At 62.0% G+C, this 26443-nt stretch carries 17 protein-coding genes and 3 tRNA genes; 7 read left to right on the forward strand and 13 right to left on the reverse strand.

From position 1 onward, the window contains the following. The first annotated feature begins 111 nt into the window (after window positions 1-111). Window positions 112-1071: an AraC family transcriptional regulator gene (locus tag AC1RBA_RS04775; RefSeq protein WP_492416907.1), complete on the forward strand. Its 960-nt coding sequence runs from the start codon at window positions 112-114 to the stop codon at window positions 1069-1071. Here AC1RBA_RS04775 and AC1RBA_RS04780 read toward each other — a convergent pair. Next, window positions 1053-4625: a hydantoinase B/oxoprolinase family protein gene (locus AC1RBA_RS04780; protein WP_070288236.1), complete on the reverse strand. Its 3573-nt coding sequence runs from the start codon at window positions 4623-4625 to the stop codon at window positions 1053-1055. The two genes, AC1RBA_RS04775 and AC1RBA_RS04780, sit on opposite strands and share 19 nt — an antisense overlap. A gap of 130 nt (window positions 4626-4755) precedes the next feature. Here AC1RBA_RS04780 and AC1RBA_RS04785 point away from each other — a divergent pair, with 130 nt between their 5' ends. Then, on the forward strand, window positions 4756-6309 hold the full coding sequence (locus tag AC1RBA_RS04785) for an NAD(P)H-hydrate dehydratase (protein ID WP_492416909.1): 1554 nt from the start codon (window positions 4756-4758) through the stop codon (window positions 6307-6309). A 110-nt stretch (window positions 6310-6419) separates the two neighbouring features. Here AC1RBA_RS04785 and AC1RBA_RS04790 read toward each other — a convergent pair whose 3' ends face one another. Next, window positions 6420-7181 carry an ABC transporter ATP-binding protein gene (locus AC1RBA_RS04790; RefSeq protein WP_492416911.1) on the reverse strand — a complete coding sequence of 254 codons (762 nt, stop codon included), beginning with the start codon at window positions 7179-7181 and terminating at the stop codon, window positions 6420-6422. On the opposite strand from AC1RBA_RS04790, the gene AC1RBA_RS04795 reads away from it, so the two are divergent. After that, a complete protein-coding gene (locus AC1RBA_RS04795; RefSeq protein WP_083287533.1) occupies window positions 7180-7869 on the forward strand; it encodes an arylesterase in 690 nt (229 codons plus the stop codon). The two genes, AC1RBA_RS04790 and AC1RBA_RS04795, sit on opposite strands and share 2 nt — an antisense overlap. Before the next feature lie 167 nt (window positions 7870-8036). Here the strand turns inward: AC1RBA_RS04795 and AC1RBA_RS04800 are convergent, their stop codons facing one another. The 8 genes from AC1RBA_RS04800 to tig form a co-directional block, all read right to left on the reverse strand. Continuing rightward, window positions 8037-9959, reverse strand: a complete 1923-nt coding sequence (locus tag AC1RBA_RS04800; RefSeq protein ID WP_492416913.1) for a SurA N-terminal domain-containing protein — start codon at window positions 9957-9959, stop codon at window positions 8037-8039. Between the two features lie 410 nt (window positions 9960-10369). After that, window positions 10370-10446, reverse strand: a tRNA-Asp gene (locus AC1RBA_RS04805). 17 nt (window positions 10447-10463) lie between these two features. Then, a tRNA-Asp gene (locus AC1RBA_RS04810) sits at window positions 10464-10540 on the reverse strand. 125 nt (window positions 10541-10665) lie between these two features. Continuing rightward, entirely contained in the window at window positions 10666-10938 is a 273-nt protein-coding gene (locus AC1RBA_RS04815; RefSeq protein WP_010398442.1) for an HU family DNA-binding protein, read from the reverse strand. A 204-nt stretch (window positions 10939-11142) separates the two neighbouring features. Further along, window positions 11143-13554: an endopeptidase La gene (gene lon, locus AC1RBA_RS04820; protein WP_034751007.1), complete on the reverse strand. Its 2412-nt coding sequence runs from the start codon at window positions 13552-13554 to the stop codon at window positions 11143-11145. Window positions 13555-13830: 276 nt separating this feature from the next. After that, window positions 13831-15099: an ATP-dependent Clp protease ATP-binding subunit ClpX gene (gene clpX / locus AC1RBA_RS04825; RefSeq protein ID WP_010398446.1), complete on the reverse strand. Its 1269-nt coding sequence runs from the start codon at window positions 15097-15099 to the stop codon at window positions 13831-13833. 199 nt (window positions 15100-15298) lie between these two features. Next, complete coding sequence (gene clpP / locus AC1RBA_RS04830; protein WP_369811567.1) at window positions 15299-15916, reverse strand: ATP-dependent Clp endopeptidase proteolytic subunit ClpP; 618 nt, start codon at window positions 15914-15916, stop codon at window positions 15299-15301. 85 nt (window positions 15917-16001) lie between these two features. After that, a complete protein-coding gene (gene tig, locus AC1RBA_RS04835) occupies window positions 16002-17342 on the reverse strand; it encodes a trigger factor (RefSeq protein WP_046685568.1) in 1341 nt (446 codons plus the stop codon). A 599-nt stretch (window positions 17343-17941) separates the two neighbouring features. Here tig and AC1RBA_RS04840 point away from each other — a divergent pair. Together AC1RBA_RS04840 and AC1RBA_RS04845 are read left to right on the forward strand one after the other, a co-directional pair. After that, entirely contained in the window at window positions 17942-18124 is a 183-nt protein-coding gene (locus AC1RBA_RS04840) for a hypothetical protein (RefSeq protein ID WP_070288232.1), read from the forward strand. Beyond that, entirely contained in the window at window positions 18087-19658 is a 1572-nt protein-coding gene (locus AC1RBA_RS04845) for a hypothetical protein (RefSeq protein ID WP_492416914.1), read from the forward strand. The genes AC1RBA_RS04840 and AC1RBA_RS04845 overlap by 38 nt, the downstream gene beginning before the upstream one ends. A 74-nt stretch (window positions 19659-19732) precedes the next feature. On the opposite strand, the gene AC1RBA_RS04850 is transcribed toward AC1RBA_RS04845, so the two are convergent. The 3 genes from AC1RBA_RS04850 to AC1RBA_RS04860 form a co-directional block, all read right to left on the reverse strand. Beyond that, a tRNA-Leu gene (locus AC1RBA_RS04850) sits at window positions 19733-19815 on the reverse strand. Window positions 19816-20114: 299 nt separating this feature from the next. Continuing rightward, window positions 20115-23225, reverse strand: coding sequence for an efflux RND transporter permease subunit (locus AC1RBA_RS04855; RefSeq protein ID WP_492416916.1), 3111 nt, complete (start codon window positions 23223-23225; stop codon window positions 20115-20117). Next, on the reverse strand, window positions 23222-24385 hold the full coding sequence (locus AC1RBA_RS04860; RefSeq protein ID WP_492416918.1) for an efflux RND transporter periplasmic adaptor subunit: 1164 nt from the start codon (window positions 24383-24385) through the stop codon (window positions 23222-23224). The genes AC1RBA_RS04855 and AC1RBA_RS04860 overlap by 4 nt, the downstream gene beginning before the upstream one ends. 291 nt (window positions 24386-24676) lie before the next feature. Between AC1RBA_RS04860 and hpnC the strand changes: the two genes are divergently transcribed. Further along, window positions 24677-25558, forward strand: a complete 882-nt coding sequence (gene hpnC / locus AC1RBA_RS04865) for a squalene synthase HpnC (RefSeq protein ID WP_492416920.1) — start codon at window positions 24677-24679, stop codon at window positions 25556-25558. 46 nt (window positions 25559-25604) lie between these two features. Continuing rightward, entirely contained in the window at window positions 25605-26438 is an 834-nt protein-coding gene (gene hpnD, locus AC1RBA_RS04870) for a presqualene diphosphate synthase HpnD (protein ID WP_070311986.1), read from the forward strand. The last annotated feature ends 5 nt before the right edge of the window (window positions 26439-26443 follow it).

A 26443-nucleotide genomic window follows, 5' to 3' on the forward strand; every position in this document is an offset into this window, starting at 1 on the left:
GCCCGAGATGCTGCGCCGCCGTTACCGCGATCCTGCAAGACCTTTGCACGATCCTCCAAATCTGCGTAAGATCAGCCCCTGCCCTCCCTCGCCTCACGCATACTGACCTCCATGCCCACGCCACTTACTCCGCAAGATGAAATCGCCGCCCTGATCATCCGCCACGCGCCGCGCACGGGCGACTTCACGACGGCCATCGGCAACCTGACCTTCCACCGCCAGTCGTCCGTCACGGAATCGCTGTTCCATGCGGCGCGCCCCAGCGTGGCCATCATCGCGCAAGGCGCGAAGGACGTCACCCTGGGCAGCGAAACCTTCCACTACAGCCGCATGCAGTATCTGCTGACGTCCGTCGACTTGCCGGTGCAGGTGCGCGTGGTGGAGGCGAGCGTGGAGCAGCCGCACCTGTGCGTGGTGCTGGGCATCGACATCGCCGACGTGGCCGCGCTGCTCGACAGCGAAAGCGCCAGCGGCGCAGCCGGCGCGGCGCAGCAGAAAATCCTGCCCGCCACGCGCGGCATTTCCGTCAGCGACGTGTCGGTCGAACTGCTCGACGCCATGCTGCGCCTCGTGCGCCTGCTCGACAAGCCGGAGGAAATCGCCACCTTGGCGCCCTTGATCCGCCGCGAGCTGACCTACCGCCTGCTCAATGGTCCCGTCGGCGCGCGCCTGCGCCACATGGCGCTGGCCAGCAGCCAGTCGCACCAGGTGGCGCAAGCCATCGACTGGATCAAGCACCACTACGCGCAGCCGCTGCGCATCGAGCACCTGGCCGGCATGGCGAACATGAGCATGTCGTCGCTGCACCACCACTTCAAGGCGATTACGGCCATGACGCCGATGCAGTACCAGAAGCTGCTGCGCCTGCAGGAAGCGCGGCGCCTCATGCTGGTCGAGCAGATCGACGCGGGCACGGCCGGCTACCGCGTCGGCTACGCCAGCGAGTCGCAGTTCAGCCGCGAATACAGCCGCCAGTTCGGCCGCGCACCCATGCGCGACGTGGGTCAGGTGCGCGCGCAGCTGAGCGGAGCCAGTGCCAGCGCTGACCTGGCCTATTCCGTCTTGCCGTAACCGCCGCCGCCCGGCGTCTCGATCACGAACACGTCGCCAGGAAGCATGGCGGTCTTGCCGATATGCGCGAGCTTCTCCACCATGCCGTCCGCGCGCTCGACGTAGTTGCTCCCCAGCGCGCCTGGCGCGCCGCCGTCCATGCCGAACGGCGGAATAATGCGGTTGTTCGACAAAATCGCCGCCGTCATCGGTTCCAGAAAGCGCACCCGGCGCACGCCGCCATTGCCGCCGTGCCAGCGCCCCGCGCCGCCGGAACCGGCGCGGATGCCGTAGCTGTCGAGGCGCACGGGGAAGCGCCACTCGAGGATTTCCGGGTCCGTCAGGCGCGAATTGGTCATGTTCGTCTGCACCACGTCCGTGCCGTCGAAACCGGGACCGGCGCCCGAGCCGCCCGATATCGTCTCGTAATACTGATATTGCTCGCTGCCGAACGTGAAATTGTTCATCGTGCCTTGCGAGGCGGCCATCGCCCCCAGCGCGCCGTACAGGGCGTTGGTGATGCAGGTCGAGGTTTCCACGTTGCCCGAGACGACGGAGGCCGGGTACTGCGGATTGAGCATGGAGCCGGTCGGGATAACAACGGTCAAAGGCTTCAGGCAGCCCGCATTCAGGGGAATCTCGTCGTCGACGAGGGTACGGAACACGTACAGCACGGCCGCCATGCAGACGGCGGACGGCGCATTGAAATTGTTCGGCAGCTGGACGGACGTCCCCGTGAAGTCGATGACGGCGCTGCGCTGCGCCACGTCCACCTTGATCGCCACCTCGATGCGCGCGCCGTTATCCAGGTCCAGCGCGTATGCGCCATCCTTCAGGGTGCCGATCACGCGCCGCACGGCTTCCTCGGCGTTGTCCTGCACGTGGCCCATGTAGGCTTGCACGACAGGCAAGCCGAAATGCGCGACCATGTTATGCAGTTCGTCGGCCCCCTTCTGGTTGGCCGCCACCTGGGCGCGCAGATCCGCCAGGTTTTGCCGGGGATTGCGGGCGGGCCAGCTGGCGCCCGCCAGCAGGGCCAGTGTTTCCGCTTCGCGCAGCAAACCGGTGGCGCCGTCGACCAGCTTGAAATTGTCGATCAGGACGCCCTCTTCCTCGATGCGCGTGGAATCGGGCGGCATGGAGCCGGGCGTGGTGCCGCCGATATCGGCATGGTGGCCGCGCGAACCCACGTAGAACAGGATGGCCGCGCCGTTTTCATCGAAGACGGGCGAGATCACCGTCACGTCGGGCAGATGCGTGCCGCCGTGATACGGGTCGTTCAGCATGAAGACGTCGCCGGGCCGCATGGCGCCCGCATTGCGCGTCATGACGGTGCGAATGCTCTCGCCCATGGAACCGAGGTGCACGGGCATGTGCGGCGCGTTGGCGATCAGGTGGCCCTGGGCGTCGAAGATGGCGCAGCTGAAATCGAGCCGCTCCTTGATGTTGACGGAATGGGCCGTGTTCTGCAGGCGCAGTCCCATCTGCTCGGCGATCGACATGAACAGATTATTGAAAATTTCCAGCATCACGGGGTCGGCATTGGTCCCGATGGCGACACGTTCCGGCACGGCGACGACTCTGCGCAAGATCAAATGGCCGTGCGCCGTCACGTCCGCGCGCCAGCCAGGTTCGATGACGGTGGTGGCGTTGGCGTCGCTGACGATGGCCGGGCCGTCGATAGTATCGCCGGGACGCAGGCTGTCCGCCCCATACAGGCCGCTGTCGCGCCAGGCGCCGGCGCAGTACATGGCCACCGTCTGCACGGGCGCCAGAGCGCCTTCACGGGGCGCATACGCGGGCGCGGCCGCTTCCGGCGCATCAGACGCGCCGATGGCTTCCACGGAAATGGCTTCGACAATCAGGGCGCGCGCCGGCATCAAAAAGGAAAAGCGTTTTTTGTATGCAGTTTCGAATTGCGCCTGCATGCCGGCGGCCGTATCGAACAGCACGACGAGGGCCGTATCCGTGCCTTCGTAGCGCAGGTGCACGCGATGCACGAGCGCGATGCGCTCCCCCGCCACGCCCTGGCGCAGCAAGTCGCCCCGCGCCAGGACGCCCAGGACCGCGAAATCGCTTGCCAAGTCCTTGCCCAAGGCCGCCTCGACGGCCCGTTCGCGCATCGCGCTCTGGTCGGCCAGGCCCATGCCGTAGGCCGACATCACGCCCGCCAGGCTGTGGATGAAGACCGTGCGCATGCCCAGCGCGTCGGCCACGAGGCAGGCATGCTGGCCGCCCGCGCCGCCAAAGCTGGTGAGCGTATAGTCGGTGACGTCGTGACCGCGCTGCACCGAAATCTGCTTGATGGCGTTGGCCATATTGCCCACGGCGATGGCAATATAACCTTCGGCCACCTGTTCCGGCGTCGAGTCCACCGTGCGCGCCAGCGCTTCAAACTGGGCGCGCACCGTGGCCGCATCCAGCGCTTCATCGGCGTCGGGGCCGAAGACGCGGGGGAAGAAGGCGGGCTGCAGCTTGCCCAGCATGACGTTGCAGTCGGTGACGGCCAGCGGGCCGCCGCGCCGGTAGCTGGCGGGGCCGGGATTGGCGCCCGCGCTGTCCGGCCCCACCTTGTAGCGGGCGCCGTCGAAATGCAGGATGGAGCCGCCGCCCGCCGCCACCGTGTGGATGCTCATCATGGGGGCGCGCATGCGCACGCCGGCGATCTGCGTCTCGAACACGCGCTCGAACTCGCCCGCGTAATGCGACACGTCCGTCGAGGTGCCGCCCATGTCGAAGCCGATGACTTTATCGAAGCCGGCCAGCGCGCTGGCGCGCACCATGCCGACGATGCCGCCGGCGGGGCCGGACAAAATGCTGTCCTTGCCCTGGAAGGCACGCGCATCCGTCAAGCCACCGTTCGACTGCATGAATTGCAGGTGCACGCCGGGCAGCTCCATCGCCAGCTGGTCGACGTAGCGGCGCAGGATCGGCGACAGGTAGGCGTCGACGACCGTGGTGTCGCCGCGCGCCACCAGCTTCATCATGGGGCTGACCTCGTGCGACACGGACACCTGCGTAAAGCCCGTTTCGCGCGCCAGCTGCGCCAGCCGCGCCTCGTGCGCGTGGTAGCGGTAGCCGTGCATCAGCACGATGGCGATGGCGCGCACGCCGCGCGCATGCGCGTGTGCCAGCGCGGCGCGGGCAGCCGCCTCGTCGAGCGGCGCGACCACTTCACCATGGGCGCCCAGGCGTTCATCGATCTCGATCACGTCGCCGTACAGCAGTTCCGGCAGGATGATCTGGCGCGCGAACAGCTGCGGACGGTTCTGGTAGGCGATGCGCAGCGCGTCGCGAAAGCCGCGCGTGATGGCCAGCACGGTGGGCTCGCCCTTGCGTTCGAGCAGCGCATTGGTGGCCACCGTCGTGCCCATCTTGATGGCGCCCACCTGTTCGACGGGCAAGGGCGCGCCGGGCGCAAGATCCATCAGCTGGCGCATGCCGGCCAGCGCCGCATCGCGGTACTGGCCCGGGTTCTCCGACAGCAGTTTATGCGTGGCCAGGCTGCCGTCAGGACGGCGCGCCACGATGTCCGTAAAGGTGCCGCCCCGGTCGATCCAGAATTGCCAGTCCATCGCCCTGCCCCCGCGCTTATGTGAGATGGCTATTGTAGCCGCCAAACAGGGGCGCGTTTCAGGCGTGCGCGCCTTGCCTTTCGCCCGCTTCGGCCTTATGTTGAAGACATGCTGACTAACGGAACACCCCATGACCCTGATCGACTCTGCCGGTAACACCCTCGCGCTGTACTCCATCGCCGAACTACGCGCCATCGAACAAGCGGCCCTGCGCGACCTGCCGCAAGGGCTGCTGATGCAGCGCGCGGGCCAGGCCGCCGCCAGCGCCGCCCTGAAGCTGCTGCACGCCCAGGAGGATGGCGACGAGACGGGCCACCGGCGCGTGCTGGTGCTGGCCGGCCCCGGCGACAACGGCGGCGATGCGCTGGAAGCGGCCGCGCACCTGGCCGCCAGCGGCCTCGAAGTGCTCGTCTGGCTGGCGCCCGAAGCACCGGCCACGTCGCCCGAACGCGAACAGGCCCTGAGCCGCGCCCGCAACAGCGCCGTGCGCTTCATGGAGGCGGCAACGTCCATGGCCTCGGCCGCCGTGGGCGCCGCGCCGTGGCACCTGGTCATCGATGGCCTGTTCGGCATCGGCGCGTCGCGCCCCCTGGAAGGCGAATGCCGCGACATGGCGCAGCTGGTCAACAATCTCGATTGCCCCGTGCTGGCGCTCGACGTGCCCAGCGGCCTGCATGCGGACACGGGCGCCGTCGACGGCGTCGCCATCCGCGCCACGCACACGCTCACCTTCATCGGCGACAAGCCGGGCCTGCACACGGCGAATGGCCGCGACTACGCGGGCGAAGTGGAAGTGGCGGCGCTGGCCATCGATCCGTCCCTGCTGCCGGAAGCCAGGGCCCAGCTGGGCGGCCTGCACCTGTTCGCGCGCCAGTTGCAGCCGCGCCGGCAAAATACGCACAAGGGCAGCTACGGCAGCGTGGCCGTCATCGGCGGCGCGCAAGGCATGGCCGGCGCGCCCATCCTGGCGGCCCGTACGGCCCTGCATGCGGGCGCGGGAAGAGTCTACATCGCCTTTCCCGATGTACCGCCCGCCTTCGACAGCGGCCAGCCGGAACTGATGTGCCGCCGCGCGCAGGACGTGGATTTCTCGGGCCTGCACTTTGCCGCGCTGGTGGCGGGTCCGGGCCTGGGCGACGACGCCGATACGGTGGAACTGCTGCAGCGTGCCATTGACAGCGACAGCCCGCTGCTGCTGGACGCGGACGCGCTGAACCTGATGGCGGCCGAGCCGGAGCTGCAATCGGCGCTGGCCGTGCGCACGGGCGCGGGCGCGACGATATTGACGCCGCATCCGCTGGAAGCGGCCCGGCTGCTGGACATGACAGTAGCCGAGGTGCAGGCCGACCGCCTGGGCGCGGCGCGCCAGCTGGCGGCGCAGCTGGGCGTGATCGTCGTATTGAAAGGGTCGGGCACGGTGATCGCCGCGCCCGATGGCCAGGTGGTCGTCAACAACACGGGCGGCCCCGCCCTGGCGACGGCCGGCACGGGCGACGTGCTGTCCGGCCTGTGCGGCAGCCTGCTGGCCCAGGGCTGGCCGGAATGGGAAGCGGCGCTCGGCGCCGTCTGGCTGCACGGCGCGGCGGCCGATGCGCTGGTGGCGGCAGGCAGCGGCCCGATCGGCTTGACGGCGGGGGAATTGATCCCGGCGATACGCAGCTTGATCAATGCCTTGTCGGCATAGGCATGCGGTGTGGTGGCGTTGGATTACGCTGCGCTAATCCAACCTACGGCCCGGAAGTCGGGTAGGTCGGATTAGCGCGCAGCGCGTAATCCGACAATCACCACCAGCAATCACACCAACCTGCCCGCCGCAATCGTGATGGTGCGGCCGCAACGGGCCGCAATTGAACTGTCGTGCGTGACGAGCACCAGGGTCGAACCCCGTTCGCGGTTCAGCTCGAACATCAGCTGGATCACGGCCTCGCCCGTGGCGGCGTCCAGGCTGCCCGTCGGTTCATCGGCAAACAGCAGCGGCGGCTCCGTCACGAACGCGCGGGCCAGGGCCACGCGCTGTTGCTCGCCGCCGGACAGGTATTTCGGATAGTGTTTCAGGCGGCTACCCAGGTTGACTCTGCCCAGCATGGCTTGCGCCTTTTCCTTCGCATCGGCGTCGCCCCGCAATTCCAGCGGCAGCATGACGTTTTCCAGCGCCGTCAGGTGGGCCAGCAGCTGGAAGGACTGGAACACGAAACCGAGCTTTTCCTTGCGGAAACCGGCGCGGCCGTCTTCATCGAGGGCGAAGATATCGGTGCCGTCAAGCACCACCTTGCCGTCGCTGGGCGTGTCCAGTCCCGCCAGCAAGCCGAGCAACGTCGACTTGCCGGAACCGGAGGCGCCGACGATGGCCAGCGTCTCCGCCGTTTGCACGGTAAAATCGACTTGATGCAGGATGGTCAGCTCACCATCGGCATCGGGTACGCGCTTGGCCAGCTGGACCACTTCGATGGCCGGCCGGGCATTTTGGCTGTTTTGACTGTTGAGTGCGGCGGGCCGCTGGGCCGCCGCGTCGGACGGAAGAAAACTGGTGGAAGTCGCTTTAGGGAATTCGGGCATGCTGATCTATCTTAAAAAATTTCGTGAACAAATAAGTGTCAAGGGCGGCAACCGCCTGCGGCGGCGCACGCTGTCCCTGCTTCCTGCGGCAGCCCTGCTGCTGGTGTCAGGCATGACGAACGCCTATTCTGCACCAAAAACGCTGCTGGTGCTCGGCGATAGTCTCTCGGCCGAGTATGGGCTGGCACGCGGTACTGGCTGGGTGGCGCTGCTGGAACAGCGGCTGCAAGCGCAAAAGAACGACACGCGCATCGTCAACGCCAGCATCAGCGGCGAGACCACCAGCGGCGGCCGCGCGCGCCTGCCCGGCCTGCTGGCCAAGCACCAGCCCGACGTCGTGCTGATCGAACTGGGCGCCAACGACGGCTTGCGCGGCTTGCCCGTGGCGGCCGCCGAAGCGAACCTGCGCGCCATGGGCGACGCCGTGAAAAAGACGGGGGCGCAGGTGGTGCTGGTGGGCATGCGCATGCCGCCCAACTATGGCCGCGCCTACGGTGAACAATTTTATGGCGTGTACGGCAAGCTGGCCAAGGAATGGAAGGCGCCGCTCGTGCCCTTCATGTTCGAGGGCATCGCCGACCAGCCGCAGCTGTTCCAGGCCGACCGCATGCACCCGAATGCGCAGGCGCACCCGACCATTTTGAAAAATATCTGGCCGCGGCTGGCGCCGTTGCTGGGGGCGAAGTAAACCGGTTCATAAGTTCACTCAATTTTCACCCCGAAAACCGAACTGCCGGGGTCGGACCCTGAGGGTCCGACCCCAGTCTTACGCCTGTGGGTTAAATAAAGTTCCCGACTCGCAGACAAAAAAATAGCCGCTCGAAAGCGGCTATTTTTATGCGTGAAAACTAAATCTTACGGCGCTGGCGCTGGGGCCGCTGGTGCGGTGACCGGTTTGACGATCTTCACCTTGGCCTTGGCTTTCAGGTATTCGACGTAGTCGAACATTTCCTGTTGCGCCAGGATGCCGCTGATCTGGTCTTTCTCTTGCTGGCGGCGCGCCGCGTCCACTTGCGCCGGCTGCTGCACCTTGGCGATGCGGTAGATGCCGTAACCCAGGGCTGGCAAGTCCACGCCCACGTACGCTGGCAGCTTGCTCGTGTCCGCCTTCATGACTTGCGCGATGGCGGCGCGGTTGATACCGTCCAGCTTGCTGCGCGACACCCATTGCGCCGCGCCGAAACCGCTCGCATCACCCGAGGCTTTCAAGGCGGCGAGCTTGGTCTCGCCCGCTTTCCTGGCCAGCTTTTCCGCTTCTTCCATGGTCACGCGCTGACGGATCATCGCTTCGACTTCGGCCAGCGGACGCTTCGAGGCGGGCTTGAATTCTACCACGCGGCCGGCGATCAGCACGTTCGGCGCGACGGTGACGGCTTCCGTGTTGCGCTTGTCTTTCAGCGAGTCGTTCGAGAAGATGGCGGTGAGGAACTTGGCGTTGTTGAACGGCGCCTTGCCCAGTGCCGGCGACGGCGTGCGCGACAGGTTGGCGGCGGTTTCCACTTTCAGCTTCAGCTTGTCGGCCACCGGTTTCAGGCTGTCCGATTGGTCATACACAGTCTCGGTAAAGACGGTAGCCATTTCCGAATACTTCTTGGCGGCAAATTGCTTGCGCAGGTCGGCCGTGATTTCGCCGCGTACTTCATCGAGCGCACGCACGTGCTGCGGCTTGAGCGAGGTGATCGTCAGGATGTGGTAGCCGAAATCGGAAGCGACGACATCGCTGATTTCGCCTTGCTTGAGTTTCGCGACAGCGCTCAGCAGCGGTGCCGGCAAGCCATCCTTGCCGATCACGCCCAGATCGCCGCCCTGTTCGGCGGATGCCGGATCTTCCGACTTGGCTTTCGCCACGGCGGCGAAGCTGGCAGGCGCCTTGCGTACTTCCGCCAGGATCGCTTCGGCCTTGGCCTTGGCGGCGGCCTTGTCGGCGGCCGATGCATCTTTCTTGACGGCGACCAGGATGTGGCTGGCCTGGCGCGCCTCTGGCGTCGTGTAGGCTTTCTGGTTCTTCGCGTAGTAGGCAGTCACGTCGGCGTCGCTGACGTCGACTTGCTCGCCCGCAGCGCTGTCGTCGAGCACGACGTATTCGATCTTGGCTTGTTCCGGGATTTCGAAGAACTTGCTGTTCTTGTCATAGAAGGCCTTGATCATGGCGTCCGTCACTTTGACTTCCGGCACGTACTGGGCGATCGGCAACAGCAGTTCCTGCACTTCACGCTCTTCCGAGGTGATGTCGGACAGGCGCTTGGACACGGTGTTCGGGGCGAAGGCCGTACCTTGCACGGCGCCCGCCAGTTGCTGCAGGGCCAGGTCGCTGCGGCGGCGCGCATCGTACTGCTGTGGGGACATGCCTTGGGCGGCCAGCATGGCCTTGTAGCGTTCCAGGTCGAATTTACCGTCCGGCAAGGTCAAGCCTGGGATTTCCAGCACTTCCTTTTGCAGCACGGCATCGCTGATGACCAGGCGGCTACGGCCCACTTCGGCGGCCACGGCGCGCTCGGCGATCAGGTTGTCGAGGATGCTCTTGCGGGCTTCCGGCGTGTCAAACATTTTCTGGTCGAACTGCTCGCCCATCATCTGGCGGTAGCGGTCGATCTGCTGGCGTTGCGCTTCTTCATATTGCTGCTGCGTAACGACCTGGTCGCCGACCTTGGCGATGGTGTTCGCGCCATCGCCGAAGCTTTGGTAGCCGCTGATACCGACCAGTGCAAAAGACGGGACGATGACCAGCATCAGAAGAAACTGCATCAAGCGTCGATGGGTACGAATAAATTCAAACATGGTCAGCCAATTCGGGATGAGTGGATCACTATAAAAAAAGGCGAACATGCGTTCGCCTTGATTTCTTCGGCGGAATGGACGGGACAGATGTCCACTTCCCCTTTAGATTCAACAACTTGGCGCTGGAACTAAAGCAGGATTCTGACGCCCAAGCCATTATCTCCTGATTCTACAATGCCCATAGCGCTATAGCAAGGGTAAATCAGGGCGCGCGCCCTGCCCTGGCGCCGCCTGAACGGCAAGGCGCCAGGGCAGGCATTAAACCGGGCGCAGCTTAAAGCGGATTTAAATCGAGGTGCGTTTTATTCAAAACGGCAGGACGGGATTCTAAAAGACGTCGCACCGAGATAATCTGGCGCTGAAAAAGAAAAACCCGCGCTACTTATTCAGCAGCGCGGGCTTCTATATTCTGGCGGAGCGGACGGGACTCGAACCCGCGACCCCCGACGTGACAGGCCGGTATTCTAACCAACTGAACTACCACTCCTTAAGAGCGTATTTTTTTGGCGGAGCGGACGGGACTCGAACCCGCGACCTCCGACGTGACAGGCCGGCATTCTAACCAACTGAACTACCACTCCGAAAAATACACAGTACTGCTTGCATTTGCATTCAAGGCTGCGATTCGCAGAACTTCAACCTTGAAATCGCGGCACCCGAAGGCGCCGCCAAATGTTTCCGGTGATTGTCACCTCACCGAAGTCCGTTAGTTTACAGCATCCTTCAAAGCTTTACCAGCTTTAAATTTTGGAACTTTTGCTGCTTCGATCGTGATCGCTTCTTTGGTACGCGGATTGCGGCCGGTACGTTCAGCGCGTTCGCTGACCGAGAAAGTGCCAAAACCAACCAGCGTTACGCTGTCGTTGTTTTTCAAAGTTTCCGTCACGCCGCCGATAACAGCGTCGAGTGCGCGCGCAGCGGCGGCTTTGGAAATGTCAGCTTTTTCAGCAATGTGGTCGATCAATTCAGTCTTGTTCACTAGCATCCCCAATTACAAAGGTATAAAACGTTTACCGTATCGTTGCGGCACTTTTGGCACCACAGCTGTCCGGCGAAAAAAATGTGCAGGCGTATTAAACAAGCCACACTGTATATGTGTCAAGCGCTTTGGGGGCGCAATTCACGTTTCAATATAAAACAAGCGCTCTAAAAGCGCTTGTTTGGGGAAAACAGGGGTAAAACGTTAGTGTTTTACTACCTCGCCGGCCGCGTCAGGCTTGGCCGCGGCGGCCGTGACAGCCTCCACCGCAGCGACGTCCGCCAACGCTTCAGGCATGCGTTCGAGGGCGATTTCCAGCACTTTGTCGATCCAGCGCACGGGCACGATCTCCAGCTTGTTCTTGACGTTGTCCGGAATATCGGCCAAGTCTTTCACATTCTGCTCTGGAATCAGGACCGTCTTGATGCCGCCGCGATGGGCCGCCAGCAGCTTTTCCTTCAGGCCGCCGATCGGCAACACTTCGCCGCGCAAGGTGATCTCGCCCGTCATCGCCACGTCGGCGCGCACGGGAATGCCCGTGAAGACCGAGACCATCGCCACCGTCATGGCCGCGCCAGCCGAAGGACCATCCTTCGGTGTCGCGCCTTCCGGCACGTGGATGTGGATGTCGCTCTTTTCGAACACGTCCGCCTTGATGCCCAGGCGCTGTGCCCGGCTGCGCACCACCGTGCGGGCTGCCTCGATCGACTCTTTCATGACGTCGCCCAGGGTCCCCGTGCGGATGATGCCGCCCTTGCCCGGCATCGACACGGCTTCGATGGTCAGCAGATCGCCGCCCACTTCCGTCCATGCCAGACCGACCACCTGGCCCACCTGGTTTTCTTTCTCTGCGACACCGAAATCATAGCGGCGCACGCCGAGGAACTTGTCCAGGTTCTTCGAGTTGACGATGACTTTCTTGTCGGACTTCTTCAGCAGCAGCATCTTGACCACCTTGCGGCAGATCTTCGACACTTCACGCTCGAGCGAACGCACACCGGCTTCCCGCGTGTAGTAGCGGATGATGTCGCGCAAGGCCGACTCGGCCACCGAGATTTCCTCTTCCTTCAAGCCATTGTTCTTGATCTGCTTCGGCAGCAGGTAACGCTGCGCGATGCTGGTCTTTTCATCTTCCGTGTAACCGGACAGACGGATCACTTCCATGCGGTCAAGCAAGGCTGGCGGAATGTTGTACGAGTTCGACGTGGCCACGAACATCACGTCGGAGAGGTCGAAATCGACTTCGATGTAATGGTCGGAGAACGTGTGGTTCTGTTCCGGGTCCAACACTTCCAGCAGGGCCGACGAAGGATCGCCGCGGAAATCGGCGCCCATCTTGTCGACTTCATCAAGCAGGAACAAAGGATTGCGCACGCCGACTTTCGACAGCGATTGCAGGATCTTGCCCGGCATCGAGCCGATATAAGTGCGGCGGTGGCCGCGGATCTCGGCTTCGTCGCGCACGCCGCCCAGGGCCATGCGCACGAACTTGCGGTTCGTCGCGCGGGCGATGGACTGGCCCAGCGAGGTCTTGCCCACGCCCGGAGGACCGACGAAGCACAGGATAGGCGCTTTGAGCTTGTCGACGCGCTGTTGCACCGCGAGGTACTCCAGGATGCGTTCCTTGACCTTGTCGAGGCCGTAGTGGTCGCCTTCGAGCACTTTTTCCGCATTCGACAAGTCGTTATTGACCTTGGATTTCTTTTTCCAAGGCAAGTTGACGAGGGTGTCGATGTAGTTGCGCACAACGGTGGCTTCGGCCGACATCGGCGACATCAGCTTGAGTTTTTTCAACTCGTTGGTGGCCTTGTCGAGCGCTTCCTTCGGCATCTTGGCCGAAGCGACTTTTTTCTCCAGCTCGTCGAGGTCGGCACCATCTTCGCCCTCGCCCAGTTCTTTCTGGATCGCCTTGACTTGCTCGTTCAGGTAGTACTCGCGCTGCGACTTTTCCATCTGGCGCTTGACTCTGCCGCGGATGCGTTTTTCCACCTGCAGGATGTCGAGCTCGCCTTCGAGCTGGCCCAGCAGGTGCTCGAGGCGCTTGGCCACGCTGAAAATTTCCAGGATGACTTGTTTTTGCTCCAGTTTCAGGGGCAGATGCGCAGCCACCGTGTCGGCCAGGCGGCCGGCATCGTCGATGCCCGACAAGGATGCCAGGATTTCGGGCGGGATCTTTTTGTTCAGTTTGACGTACTGGTCGAACTGCTGCACGATCGCGCGGCGCATGGCTTCGACTTCCGACTCGTCGCCCGGCTCGGACTCGAGCGGCGTCAGGTCGGCGATGAAGTGCGTCGGCGCATCGCTGATGTGGTTGATACGGGCACGCTGCGCGCCTTCGACCAGCACCTTGACAGTGCCATCGGGCAGCTTCAGCATTTGCAGAATATTGGCAACACAGCCAATTTCATAGATATCCGAAGGAGACGGCTCGTCCTTCGCGGCTGCTTTTTGAGCGGCAAGCATGATGCTCTTGCCCTGCTCCATCGCAGCTTCCAGCGCCTTGATCGACTTTGGACGGCCAACGAACAGCGGTATCACCATATGCGGGAAAACGACGACATCCCGCAACGGCAATAACGGCAGTTGAGTTTGCTCAGTTAATTTGGAAGTTGTCATGGCGTACCTTATAGAAAGCGTGTTTACGATGTTGGCGCTCGCTGCCAAAACACAAGACCGGCGAGAATAAATAATTCTGTGAAACAAACATTTTTCTGTCTATTTCGCAAAACACACCCGCATGACGGTAATAAATGCAGTTTTCACAGTAAAAAAGCCACGCGCAGCTAAGCGCCGCGAGTGGCTTTCCGATTGAAGCCTGCACTCATTGATTTAAATTGTACTGCCATGCATTAAGGAATCAAAATCCTTTTTATGCATTTGTCTCGGCAGTAATCAATTTTCTCCGGAGGCCTTGGCAGTCTCTTGATAAATCAACAAAGGTTTGGCGCCACTGGTGATGGTATTTTCGTCGATGACGACCTTCACCACATTTTGTTCGCTCGGCAGTTCGTACATGACGTCCAGCAAAGCATGTTCCAGGATGGAACGCAGGCCACGGGCACCGGTCTTGCGCGCCAGCGCCTTCTTGGCGATCGCATGCAGGGCGGCCGGACGAATCTCCAGTTCCGCGCCTTCCATCTCGAGCAGCTTCGAATACTGCTTGATCAGCGCATTCTTCGGCTCGACGAGGATCTGGATCAGCGCCTCTTCCGTCAATTCCGCCAGGGTGGCGATGACGGGCAGACGGCCGACCAGTTCCGGGATCAGGCCGAACTTGACCAGATCTTCCGGTTCCGCTTGCAACATCAGTTCGCTGGCCGAGCTTTGCGACTTGCTGCGCACGGTGGCCGAGAAACCGATGCCGCTCTTTTCGGAACGGTTGGCGATCACTTTCGACAGGCCGTCAAAGGCGCCGCCGCAGATGAACATGATGTTGGTCGTGTCGATCTGCACGAAATCCTGGTTCGGGTGCTTGCGGCCGCCTTGTGGCGGCACGGAAGCCATCGTGCCTTCGATGAGTTTCAACAAGGCTTGCTGCACGCCCTCGCCCGACACGTCGCGCGTGATGGACGGATTGTCGGACTTGCGCGAAATCTTGTCGATTTCATCGATGTAGACGATGCCGCGCTGGGCTTTCTCGACGTCATAGTTGCAGCTTTGCAGCAGCTTCTGGATGATGTTTTCCACGTCCTCACCCACGTAACCGGCTTCGGTCAGGGTGGTGGCGTCGGCGATCACGAACGGCACGTTGAGCATGCGCGCCAGGGTCTGTGCCAGCAGGGTCTTGCCCGAGCCGGTAGGACCGACCAGCAAGATGTTGCTCTTGGCCAGTTCGATGTCGTCTTTCTTGCCCAGGTGCTTGAGGCGCTTGTAATGGTTGTACACCGCCACCGACAGGATGCGCTTGGCAGTCTGCTGGCCGATCACGTACTGATCGAGCAAGGCGGCAATTTCTTGCGGCGTCGGCAGGTCGGATTTGGTACCGGTCACCGTCTCGATGCTCGACGTTTCATCACGGATGATGTCGTTGCACAGGTCGATGCACTCGTCGCAAATGAACACGGACGGGCCGGCGATGAGTTTCTTCACCTCGTGCTGGCTTTTGCCGCAGAACGAGCAATACAGTAATTTTTCGCCGCTAGAGGATTTTTTGTCTGACATAAGGCATTTTGGTTGGAACTGCATTAACAATATTGCAAAATCGCAAGCCGGAGTGCGGTAGTTGCCGGAAAGGCAGCTACCCATGGCGCAAGTCAACAACGTGCACAAGCTCCATGCTACCCGAAATAAAAGCGAAACGCCCGAACGTTTGATCGCCCGGGCGTTTACTTACTTGCTTAGCAATACCGGTAGGGGCTCATCAAGCGCGGCTGGTCAACACTTTGTCGATCAAACCATACTCAACGGCCTCGTCGGCGGACATGAAACGGTCGCGGTCGGTGTCCTTGGCGATCTGTTCGATCGTCTGGCCCGTGCGCTCGGCCATGATGCCGTTCAAGCGGGTGCGCAGGTAAAGGATTTCCTTCGCCTGGATCTCGATGTCGGACGCCATGCCTTGCGAACCACCGGACGGCTGGTGAATCATGATGCGCGAGTTCGGCAGCGAGAAACGCTTGCCCTTGGCGCCAGCGGCCAGCAGGAAAGCGCCCATCGAAGCAGCCATGCCCGTGCACAGGGTCGAGACGTCCGGCTTGATGAACTGCATGGTGTCGTAAATGGCCATGCCGGCCGAGACCGAACCACCTGGCGAGTTGATGTAGAGCGAGATTTCCTTTTCCGGATTTTCGCTTTCCAGGAACAGCAGCTGGGCGACAACCAGGTTGGCCATCTGGTCATTGACCGGGCCGACCATGAAAATCAAGCGTTCCTTCAGCAGGCGCGAGTAAATATCATACGAGCGCTCGCCGCGACCGCTTTGTTCCACCACCATCGGCACCAGGCCGAGCATCTCTGTGTCCAGCGCCGGATTACGGTTCATACCTGTCATTTCATTTCCTTGTGAAGCAGTTAGAGGGCGCCGCCCCGGCCTGACGGCCGGGAGCGGCATCCGGATACCAACTGGTTTACGCTTGTGCGTTGCTTCCCATCAGTTCGTCGAAAGCAACTGCTTTCGTCGTGACTTTCGACAGGCCCAACACGTAAGTGACGACGTTTTCTTCCAATACAAGGGCTTCGATCTCACCCAGACGACGACGGTCGCTGTAGTAGTACTTCAGCACTTCGCGCGGATCTTCGTAGCTTTGGGCGAAATCTTCGATCTGCGCCTTGACTTGCTCAGGCGTAGCCTGCAGGTTGTTATCGCCCACCAGTTGCGACAGGATCAGGCCCAGGCGTACGCGACGCTCGGCTTTTTCCGCGAACAGTTCTGCTGGGAAAGGCACGTCCTTGACGTTCATGCCGCGCTGCGCCATGTCCTGGCGGGTCATTTCGGCCAGGCGCTCGGAATCCTGGGCGATCAGCGTTTTTGGCACTTCCAGCTCAGCAACTTTGATCAGCGCGTCCATGACGGCTTCCTTGTTGCGTGCTTTTACGCGGCCAGCGACTTCGCGCTGCAGGTTGACTTTGATGTCTTCGCGCATTTTGGCCAGGTCGCCATCGGCAACGCCCAGCGATTTGGCGAATTCGGCATCGACTTCCGGCAGGTGCGCCCATTCCAGCTTTTGCAGCGTGATGGTGAACGAAGCGGTTTTGCCGGCCACGTCTTTACCATGGTAGTCCTCTGGGAACGACAACGGGAAAGTCTTCGACTCGCCCACTTTCAGGCCCAGGGTCGCTGCTTCGAATTCCGGCAGCATGCGGCCTTCGCCCAGCACGAAAGCGTAGCCTTCAGCTTTGCCGCCTGGGAATTCAACACCGTCGATCGAGCCGACGAAGTCGACGGTCACGCGGTCGCCGTTGGCAGCGATAGCCTCACCGCCGTCGCCGTGTTCGCCAGCTTCGCCCTTGGTGTGGAAGTGCACGCGCTGCTTGCGCAGGATGTCGATGGTCTTGTCGATTTCGGCTTCCGACACGTCGGCTTGCACGGTTTCGATTTCAACGGCCGTCAGGTCGCCGATGGCGACTTCCGGATACACTTCGAACGTGGCGTCGAAAGCCAGCTGGCCTTCGGCGGCTTCTTCTTTCGGCACGATGTTCGGGAAACCGGCCACGCGCAGATTGTTTTCGTTGGCGGCGTCGTTGAACGCGCGGCCGACTTTGTCATTCAGCACTTCGGATTCAATTTGGTAGCCGTATTGTGCTGCGACCATTTTCAACGGCACTTTGCCCGGACGGAAGCCCGGTGCCTTAGCCGTACGGGCTTGCACTTTCAGGCGCTTCTCAACTTCCGTGCGGACGTCCGTCAGCGGGAAGGAGATCGTGATACGACGTTCGAGTTTGCCCAAGGTTTCGACTGCAGTTGCCATGTAAAAAATCGTCCAAAAAATAAACACTGTTGGTGCGAGAAAAGAAGACCCGACCCCTTGCGCCATCACTGGCGCAAGACATGGGTCCAGCTTCACTCGCTCGCATATTCATCTGTAAAAGCACTGAAAACAGGACGATGGACCTGGTCTACCCGGCGGAGGGAAAAACCCGCACCAGGCACCAAACAATCCGCCGCTTCCAGTACTGCGACAGGGCTCCGAGCGTCCAACCCTGCTTCTCAGTAAATGCAGGGCCGGCCATCATTCGGTAAAGCGTGGCATTATAACAAAGGACTTCGGGAAAGTGGCTGGCTTTGCAGCCACGCCACAGAGGATACCGGCGGCGGCGAACGAATCGCTACAGCCTGGATGGCCCTGTCTTTACTCTTGCCCCGGCATTCTTTATTTCGCCAGAGACAGGCTTTCCAGCCTGCTTCGTTCATTAGTATATGCGAACTGGCGCCCCGTCCGAAACAAAGAAATGCGCTCCTGGCGAAGATTTCGGCCAAAAAACCTTTGATTTACCTCAATTTGGCCATTTTTCAGGCAAACCTAAGCCGCGCATCCCCTCTCCAAGTGAATTTAAAGGAGAAAACATCATGAGCGATAGCACACCCGGCAGTTCCAGCAACGCCAAAGCCAAGCTGCAAATGGTCCTCAGCCGCCTGCTCGACGGCGTCACGGACGACGATCTGCAAAAAATCCAGACGGAAGTCGATGAAATGGAATTGCGCATGAAGGGCGATGGCCACCACGACCACGACCACCCTACCGTCGCCTGACCCGGCAGTGGCTGCGCCTACCCTGCGAGCCGCTCCACCGGATGCGGACGTGCTGGCCGCCGTGGAAACGGCGCTGGTGACCCACCGCGCCTTTGGCGACAGCGGCTACATCCGCGACCAGCTGGCCGTCGCCTACCGGCGGCGCTTGCACAAGCTGGGCGGCACCCTGCCCGAGGCCGAACGGCTGGCCGGCGCGCTCGATACGGCGCCGCCCGCGCGCCAACGCCAGTTGCTGGGCGACACGGTGCTGCGCTGCGCCGTCCAGCACGCCATGCGCCAGCTGCACTTGGGTGACGAGTACGGACTGCCCCTGCCGCAATGCGCGGCACTGTTCCAGGCGGCCAGCGAGCACCTGGACGCGGGCCTGCCCGGCGGCCCGCTGGTGGCCCATCTGCCGCCCGTGGCACGCTTGCACGAGGGGCGCACCATGGAAGAAGCGGACACCGAATGTGACACCTACATATGGCATGCCTGGCAGGAAGGCACGCCGTATGCGCGCGCCTTTCTTGCCGTGATGGACGATAACTACGGCGCGCCGCTGGCCACCCCTACGCCGCAGGAACGGGCGCTGCTGCGCCGCGGGCTAGGCTTGCTGGAAACCCTGCTGCCCCGCCTGACGGCCAGCGCGCTGTCTCACGTGCAATTGATCGCCCTGTTTCCCAAGCTGGGCACGTGGCGCGGCAAGGCGTCCAGCTCGCAATTTCGCGTCAATGGCAGCGTGTTCCTGAACCAGGAGCTGATCGGCAACCCCTGGTGGCTGGCCGAACACTTGCTACACGAGTCGCTGCACCAGAAACTGTACGACTTCCGCCACGGCCACAGCCTGCTGGCGCCCGACTATGCGCGCGACGACGGCGCCAAGGTCTGTTCGCTGTGGAATGCGCCAGATATTGAAGGCAATCACTACTGGGATGCCCATCGCACCCTGGCCGCCTTTCATGTATATGTCCACCTGGCGTTGCTGTGCCTGCTGGCCGAGCGCCAGGAAGCGGCGCTGGCGCCACAGTACGGCCCCATCGGCCAGCACATGAGCGGCAGCCGGCGCGCCATCGACCGCGCCCGCTACCTGGGCGAACAATTGCACAGCACCACCTGGCCGGAACTGGGATTGGCCGGGCGCCAGATGACGCACTGGCTGCTGGACGTGCTCGACGCGCTCGACACGCAACGGCGGCCCGACGGCGCCACCTTGCACCTGCTGCTCGACCTGTACGAACGCCAGAGCCGCAAGCTCGACACTTTCCTCGCGCGGCAGCCGCCGCCCCGCAGCGACATGCTGGCCGCCCAGGCGCAGCAAGAGGTGGCGATGACGCGCGAGGCGCTGTACCTGCTGGATCAGGAAGCACCGCAGTCAACCCATGCGCAGGAGTACAACTGGCCGCAGGCACGGCAGCGCGTCTTGCAGGCACTTTGGCCGCTGACTGAAGATGATAAATTAATGGAAAGAAGCGGCTACCCGCAGGCGCAGGCACTGATTGCGCAGATGGTGCAACAGTCGAGCCGGCAACTGGGCGCACTCGGCGCACTGGGCTGATGAAACTGGGCTGATGAAATTAGTTCAGGGAAAATTTTGATGGTGCTGCACTTCCGGGCTGGAACAACCCGGATTGGTGCGGATGGGGAGACTCGAACTCCCAAGCCGAAGCACTGGCTTCTAAGACCAGCGTGTCTACCAATTCCACCACATCCGCATCTTTTGTACGCAGCTTGTACATACCACTTTGCTGCCGCCCCTGATTTTAACAACTCGGGAGCGATCTGGCTACCTTGGACTTGCAGGACAAGCTTGCGGTAAAGCAAAGGCGGCATTCTACTGGATTTCCCAGAGGGATGCCGCCTTTTTTTTGCTGCGCCTCAGAGCGCGCCACCGGCCAGTTGGCGGCATTTTTACCCTAAAGCAAGCACTGGGGTCGCACCCTCAGGGTACGACCCCGGCATTTTCGCCGTTCGGGTACATGGCGTATGCAGCATGCGGCCACCCGCCAGGGCACTACACAGCCGGCGTACCCGCTTCCCTTGTCGCAGGCTCCGGCTTCTTGACCCGGAACCAGGCCGCATACAGGGCCGGCAGGAACAGCAAGGTCAAGGCCGTTGCCAGGATCAATCCCCCCATGATGGCGACCGCCATCGGTCCCCAGAAGACCGAACGCGACAGCGGGATCATGGCCAGCGCCGCGGCGGCGGCCGTCAGCACGATGGGGCGGCAGCGGCGCACGGCCGAGTCGATGATGGCGTCCCACGGCGTGGAGCCATCCTTGATGTCTTGCTCGATCTGGTCGACGAGGATCACGGAGTTGCGGATGATCATCCCGAACAGCGCGATGACGCCCAGGTTGGCCACGAAACCCAGCGGACGGTGCAGCAGCAGCAAGGCAAACGCGGCGCCCGCCACGCCCAGCGGGCCCGTCAGGAACACCAGCAAGGAACGCGAGAAACTGTGCAGCTGCAGCATCAGCAAGGTGAAGATGATGAAGATGGCCAGCGGCAAGTTCGCCGCGATCGACGCTTCCGCCTCGCCGCTGTCGGCCGCCACGCCTTTCACGGTGATGCGGTAGCCGTCCGGCATTTTGGCCCGCAAGGCGTCGAGCTGCGGCGCCAGTTGCGTCGATACGGTGGCGCCCTGGATGCCGTCGACCACGTCCGATTGCACGGTAATGGCCCATTCGCGCTTGTCGCGCCAGACGACGCCCGGCTCCCACACAAAATGCACGCGGGCCAGCTGCGAGATGGGCACGGACTTGCCCGTTGACGTCGGGATATTCGTGTCGTTCAGCACGGAAATCGTCGCCCGTTCCTCCAGCGGCTGGCGCACCTGGATATCGATCAGCTTGTTGTCTTCGCGGAACTGGCCGATGACGGTGCCCGACAGGATGGTATTGGCCGCCTGCATCACCGTTTTCGAGGTGACGCCCAGCGCGCGCATCTTGTCCTGGTCCAGGTCCAGGCGCAGCACTTTCACCGATTCATTCCAGTTGTCATTGACGCCCACGGTGTTCGGATTGGCCCGCAGGATATCCTTGACCTGGTCGGCAATGGCGCGCACGCCCGCCACTTCCGGCCCCGTGACGCGAAATTGCACGGGATACGGCACCGGTGGTCCGTTCGGCAACAGTTTTACCCTGCCCCGCACTTCCGGGAAATCCTTCTTGAAGACGTCGATGATCTTCTGGCGCAGCTGCTCGCGGTCCGCCAGGCTCTTCGGCAGGATCACTACTTGCGACACGTTGGTCTGCGGGAAGATCTGATCCAGCGGCAAATAGAAACGGGGACTGCCCGTGCCCACGTAGCTGGTCACGCTTTCCACGCCGTCGAGCTTGCCGACGAACGCTTCGAACTTCTTGACCTGCTTTTCATTCGCGGCAAACGTCGTGCCTTCGGGCGACCACAGTTCCACCATCAGTTCCGGACGGCTGGAATCGGGAAAGAATTGCTTTTCAATAAAGTTGAAGCCGTAAATGCCCAGCGCGAAGATGGCCAGGGTGGCGGCAATCGTCGTCTTGCGCCATTCCACGCACCAGGCCACGGTGCGGCGGAAGCGGCGGAAGTTTGGCGTATCGAACAATTCATGGTCGTTATGCGCGTGCGGCTTGACCTTCAACAAGACGTAGCCGATGTAGGGCGTGAAGACGACGGCAACCACCCACGAAATGATCAGGGCCAGCGCATTGACGGAGAACAGGGAAAACGTGTATTCGCCGGCGGCCGACTTGGCCAGGCCGATGGGCAAAAAGCCTGCCACCGTGATCAGGGTGCCCGTCAGCATGGGCATGGCCGTCGACGTGTAGGCGAACGTGGCAGCGTCGAAACGCGACATGCCCTCTTCCATCTTGCGCACCATCATCTCGACGGCAATGATGGCGTCGTCGACCAGCAAGCCCAGCGCGATGATCAGCGCGCCGAGCGAGATCTTGTGCAAGTCGATGTCGAGCAGGCGCATGAACAGGAAGGTGACGGCCAGCACCAGCGGGATGGTCAGCGCCACCACCAGGCCTGGGCGCACGTCGATGCGCAGCGGCTTCGTGTGCAAGCCCAGCGCGACAAAGCTGACGGCCAGCACGATCAAAATGGCTTCGATCAGGGTGTGCACGAACTCGCCCACGGAGGCCGATACGGCTTCCGGCTGGTTCGACACGCGCTGCAATTCTATGCCAACCGGCAATTCGCTCTTCATGCGCGTGACGGTTGCCTGCAATGCCTTGCCCATGTCGATGATGTTGCCGCCCTTTTCCATCGATACGCCCAGGCCGATCACTTCCTTGCCGTTGAAGCGCATCTTGTCCTTCGGCGGATCGACGAATTCACGTTTCACGGTGGCAAAGTCGCCGAGGCGGAAAGTGGTGCCGTTGGCGCGCAATTCCAGGTTTTCCAAGTCCTTGACGGTAAGCATGGCGCCCGTCACGCGCACCTGCAGGTTGTCCGTCGGCGTCACCAGCACGCCCGTGGCGTTGATGCTGTTTTGCTCGGATAATTGCTGCACGATGGCGTCAAAGGGAATGCCCAGTTGGGCAAATTTCTTATGGGAAAAGATGATATTGATCTTTTCATCTTGCACGCCGAACAGCTCCACCTTCGAGACCTGCCCCACGGCCAGCAGTTCCTGGCGCACCTTGTCCGCGTAATCCTTCATTTCCGCATACGTAAAACCGTCGCCGGACAGGGCGAAGATGGAACCGTAGGTGTCGCCGAACTCGTCATTGAAGAACGGGCCCACGACGCCGGCCGGCAAGGTACCCTTGATGTCGCCGATCTTCTTGCGCACCTGGTACCAGGCGGCGGCCGTTTCCTTGGGCGGCGCCGATTCGCGCAGCTCCAGCAGGATCAGGGTTTCGCCCGGCTTCGAATAACTGGTGATTTCATTGATGTACGGTGTTTCCTGCAGCTTCTTTTCCAGCTTGTCCGTCACCTGCTCGGCCATCTGCAAGGCCGTGGCGCCGGGCCAGTACGCCTGCAGCACCATGGCGCGGAAGGTAAACGGCGGATCTTCATCCTGGCCCAGGCTGGCGTAGCTGAGCATGCCGCCGATCAGCAGCACGGCCATCAGGTAGCGCGTCAGCGGGATGTGTTCGAGGGCCCAGCGCGACAGATTGAAGCCGCCCTTCATTTGGCCGCACCCACGCTGACGGCGGCAGCGGCGACATCGGGCTTGCTGGCCAGTTCGGCGCCGAGAATGGTCACTTTCTGGCCCGGCTTGAGCAGGTTGACGCCGGCCGTAACCACCGTCTGCCCCGCTTGCACGCCCGATGTCAGCAGCAGCTCATTGCCCGCCACGCCGCCCACCGTCACCGGCACCAGCTTCACGGCGCCGTTTTCCACCACCCATACGGAGCTTTGCGACTTTTCATTGAACAGGGCCGTCAGCGGCACCTTGATCTGCGGCATGGCCGTCTGCGAGGCGAACTGCACCACGGCCGTCATGCCCAGGCGCGCTTGCGGCGCGTCCGGGATGCTGACCTTGGCCAGGTAGGTGCGCGTGGCAGGATCGGCCACGGGCGACACTTCGCGTATCTTGCCCGGCAAACCCTGCTTCGGGTCGGCCCACAGGCGCACGGTGACATCCTTGACCTTGCGCAAGGTCTCGACCTTGTCTTCGGGAATGCCGATCACGATTTCCTTCTCGCCGCTCTTGGCCACCTGCACCACGGGCGCGCCTGGCGCCACGACCTGCCCCACTTCGGCCTCGATGCGCGTGACGACGCCATCGACGTCAGCCACCAAGCTGGCATAGCCGGACTGGTTGGCCTGGCCACGGTACAGGGCTTGCGCCGCTTCCACGTTCGCCTGGGCCGCCTTGTAGGTGGCATCCTTGCCATCGAGCACGGCCTGGCTGACGAAATTCTTCTCGCGCAAATCCTGGTAGCGCTTCAGTTCCGCGCGGGCCAGGTCGCGGCTCGTTTCCGCGCTCACCAGCGAGGCCTTGGCCTGCGCCTGCGACAGCTGCAAGTCGGCGGGATCGAGCTGCATCAGCACTTGCCCCTTTGTCACGCTGGCGCCCACGTCCACCTTGCGCGCGACGATCTTGCCGCCCACGCGGAAACCCAGCTGCGACACGACGCGGGGCACGACCTCGCCCGACAGCTCGGCACTCACGTCAACATTACTACTAGACAACACGATGGCACGGACGGGACGCACGTCTTCCACTTTGACGGCAGGCTTGGAACAGGCCGCCAGGGTAGTCGCAAGGGCCGCGGCGGCAATCAGCCGCAAGGCAGGAAGTGCGGATGCGCCGGTCTCGCGGCGCAGGGTTTTCAGGGCAAACAAGGTATTTTCCTTTACTATGCGGGCTGCAATATTTTTATGCGGAGAAACTTTTTGCCTGTCCTTTGGGCCAAGCCAAACTTTTTCGCACGCTATATCCTTAAATTTGTGACAATATCAGTTTGGTCGTAGCGGAGGACGATTTTCCGCTAATGACTTTCTGGTTATTAATTATAATCGTGCGTAAAAGTTTTTAGTGACTTTTGCGTCATTAATCTTGAGACGTACAACGTCCGGCCACATTCCAGCGTTTGCGGGAGTGCCGGACAAACGCAAGACTAGAGAAGTGTGTTCATGCCTGTAGACCATTACGAAAATTTTCCTGTTGCATCATTTTTACTGCCGCGCCGCCTGGTGCCCGCCGTCGAAGCCATCTATGCCTTCGCCCGCAGCGCCGACGACCTGGCCGACGAAGGCGACGCCACACCGGCCGAACGCCTGGCCTTTCTACACGCCTACGAAGAGGCGCTGGGCCGCATCGCCCGCCAGGAAGGCCATGCCGGCGAGAACGCCGCCATGTTCGAACGCCTGGCCGCCGTCATCGCCAAGTTCCAGCTGCCGCTCAAGCCGTTCCACGATTTATTGTCCGCCTTCAAGCAGGATGTGGAAACAACGCGCTACGCCAGCTACGACGACGTGCTCGATTACTGCGCCCGCTCCGCCAACCCCGTGGGGCTGCTGATGCTGCACCTGTACGGTGCGGCCGATGAACAGAATGTACGCGATTCCGATGCCATATGTTCATCTTTGCAACTAATTAATTTCTTGCAAGACGTTGCCATCGACCAGCAAAAAGAGCGCATCTATCTGCCGATGGAAGACTTGAGCCGCTTTGCCGTCTCCGCCGCCGCCTTCGAGCGGCCCGAGGCGCACGGCAAGTGGAGTGCCCTGATGCGCTTCGAAGTGGCCCGCGCGCGCGCGCTGATGCTGTCCGGCGCGCCGCTGGCCCTGCGCTTGCGCGGACGCATCGGCTGGGAACTGCGCCTGGTGGTGCAAGGGGGCTTGCGCATTCTCGAATGCATCGAAGCCGTCAATTACGACGTGTTCCGACGCCGTCCCAAGCTGGAGAAACGTGACTGGCTGATCATTTTCTGGCGCGCCCTGCGCATGTCGCGCAAAAGCCTGCATCAAGAGACACAAGTAAAAACGGCTTTTCCCCCGTCGCCCACTCTGTAAGACGATAGAATAGCGGCTTCGATCTGCAACCCTTGCTCTTTTGACTATGTCTCCCGACGAATACTGCCAACAAAAGGCCGCCCAGAGCGGCTCCAGCTTCTACTACAGCTTCCTGTTCCTGCCGGCCGAGCGCCGCAAGGCCATCACGGCCCTGTACGCCTTCTGCCGCGAAGTCGACGATACGGTCGATGAATGCACGGACGAAGCCGTGGCACGCACCAAGCTGGTCTGGTGGCGCAAGGAAGTCAAGGCCATGTACGAGGGCAACCCCACACATCCCGTGATGCGCGCGCTGCAGCCGCACCTGGACATGTATCAGCTGGAAGAAAAGCATTTGCAGGCCATCATCGACGGCATGGAAATGGACTTGAACCAGACCCGCTACCTCGATTACCAGGCCATGAGCCGCTATTGCTGGCACGTGGCCAGCGTGGTCGGTATCTTGTCGGCAAGCATCTTCGGCGCGACCCGCCCGGAAACCCTGCTGTACGCGGAAAAGCTGGGCCATGCCTTCCAACTGACCAACATCATCCGCGACGTGGGCGAGGATGCGCGCAAGGGGCGCATCTACCTGCCGATCAGCGAATTGCAGCAATTCAATGTGACGGCGGCCGATTTGCTGAACGCGCGCCACAGCGAAAACTTTGAAAACCTCATGCGCTTCCAGGTGGCGCGCGCGCAAAAAGCCTACGACGAAGCGTTCGCCCTGCTGCCGGCGGAAGACCGCCGCGCCCAGCGCCCGGGCCTGATCATGGCCGCCATCTACCGCACCCTGCTCAACGAAGTCGAGCGCGACGGCTATCACGTGCTGAACCAGCGCATCTCGCTCACGCCGATCCGCAAACTGTGGCTGGCCTGGAAGACCTGGGTTCGTGGCTGACAGTA

The sequence above is a fragment of the Janthinobacterium sp. GW823-FHT03B06 genome (assembly GCF_058796955.1).

Excerpts from the sequence above, each read along its gene's own strand:
- AC1RBA_RS04775 (WP_492416907.1), top strand. The coding sequence starts at position 112 with ATGCCCACGCCACTTACTCCGCAAGATGAAATCGCCGCCCTGATCATC.
- AC1RBA_RS04780 (WP_070288236.1), bottom strand. The coding sequence starts at position 4,625 with ATGGACTGGCAATTCTGGATCGACCGGGGCGGCACCTTTACGGACATC.
- AC1RBA_RS04785 (WP_492416909.1), top strand. The coding sequence starts at position 4,756 with ATGACCCTGATCGACTCTGCCGGTAACACCCTCGCGCTGTACTCCATC.
- AC1RBA_RS04795 (WP_083287533.1), top strand. The coding sequence starts at position 7,180 with ATGCTGATCTATCTTAAAAAATTTCGTGAACAAATAAGTGTCAAGGGC.
- AC1RBA_RS04790 (WP_492416911.1), bottom strand. The coding sequence starts at position 7,181 with ATGCCCGAATTCCCTAAAGCGACTTCCACCAGTTTTCTTCCGTCCGAC.
- AC1RBA_RS04800 (WP_492416913.1), bottom strand. The coding sequence starts at position 9,959 with ATGTTTGAATTTATTCGTACCCATCGACGCTTGATGCAGTTTCTTCTG.
- lon (WP_034751007.1), bottom strand. The coding sequence starts at position 13,554 with ATGACAACTTCCAAATTAACTGAGCAAACTCAACTGCCGTTATTGCCG.
- clpX (WP_010398446.1), bottom strand. The coding sequence starts at position 15,099 with ATGTCAGACAAAAAATCCTCTAGCGGCGAAAAATTACTGTATTGCTCG.
- clpP (WP_369811567.1), bottom strand. The coding sequence starts at position 15,916 with ATGAACCGTAATCCGGCGCTGGACACAGAGATGCTCGGCCTGGTGCCG.
- tig (WP_046685568.1), bottom strand. The coding sequence starts at position 17,342 with ATGGCAACTGCAGTCGAAACCTTGGGCAAACTCGAACGTCGTATCACG.
- AC1RBA_RS04840 (WP_070288232.1), top strand. The coding sequence starts at position 17,942 with ATGAGCGATAGCACACCCGGCAGTTCCAGCAACGCCAAAGCCAAGCTG.
- AC1RBA_RS04845 (WP_492416914.1), top strand. The coding sequence starts at position 18,087 with ATGGCCACCACGACCACGACCACCCTACCGTCGCCTGACCCGGCAGTG.
- AC1RBA_RS04855 (WP_492416916.1), bottom strand. The coding sequence starts at position 23,225 with ATGAAGGGCGGCTTCAATCTGTCGCGCTGGGCCCTCGAACACATCCCG.
- hpnC (WP_492416920.1), top strand. The coding sequence starts at position 24,677 with ATGCCTGTAGACCATTACGAAAATTTTCCTGTTGCATCATTTTTACTG.
- hpnD (WP_070311986.1), top strand. The coding sequence starts at position 25,605 with ATGTCTCCCGACGAATACTGCCAACAAAAGGCCGCCCAGAGCGGCTCC.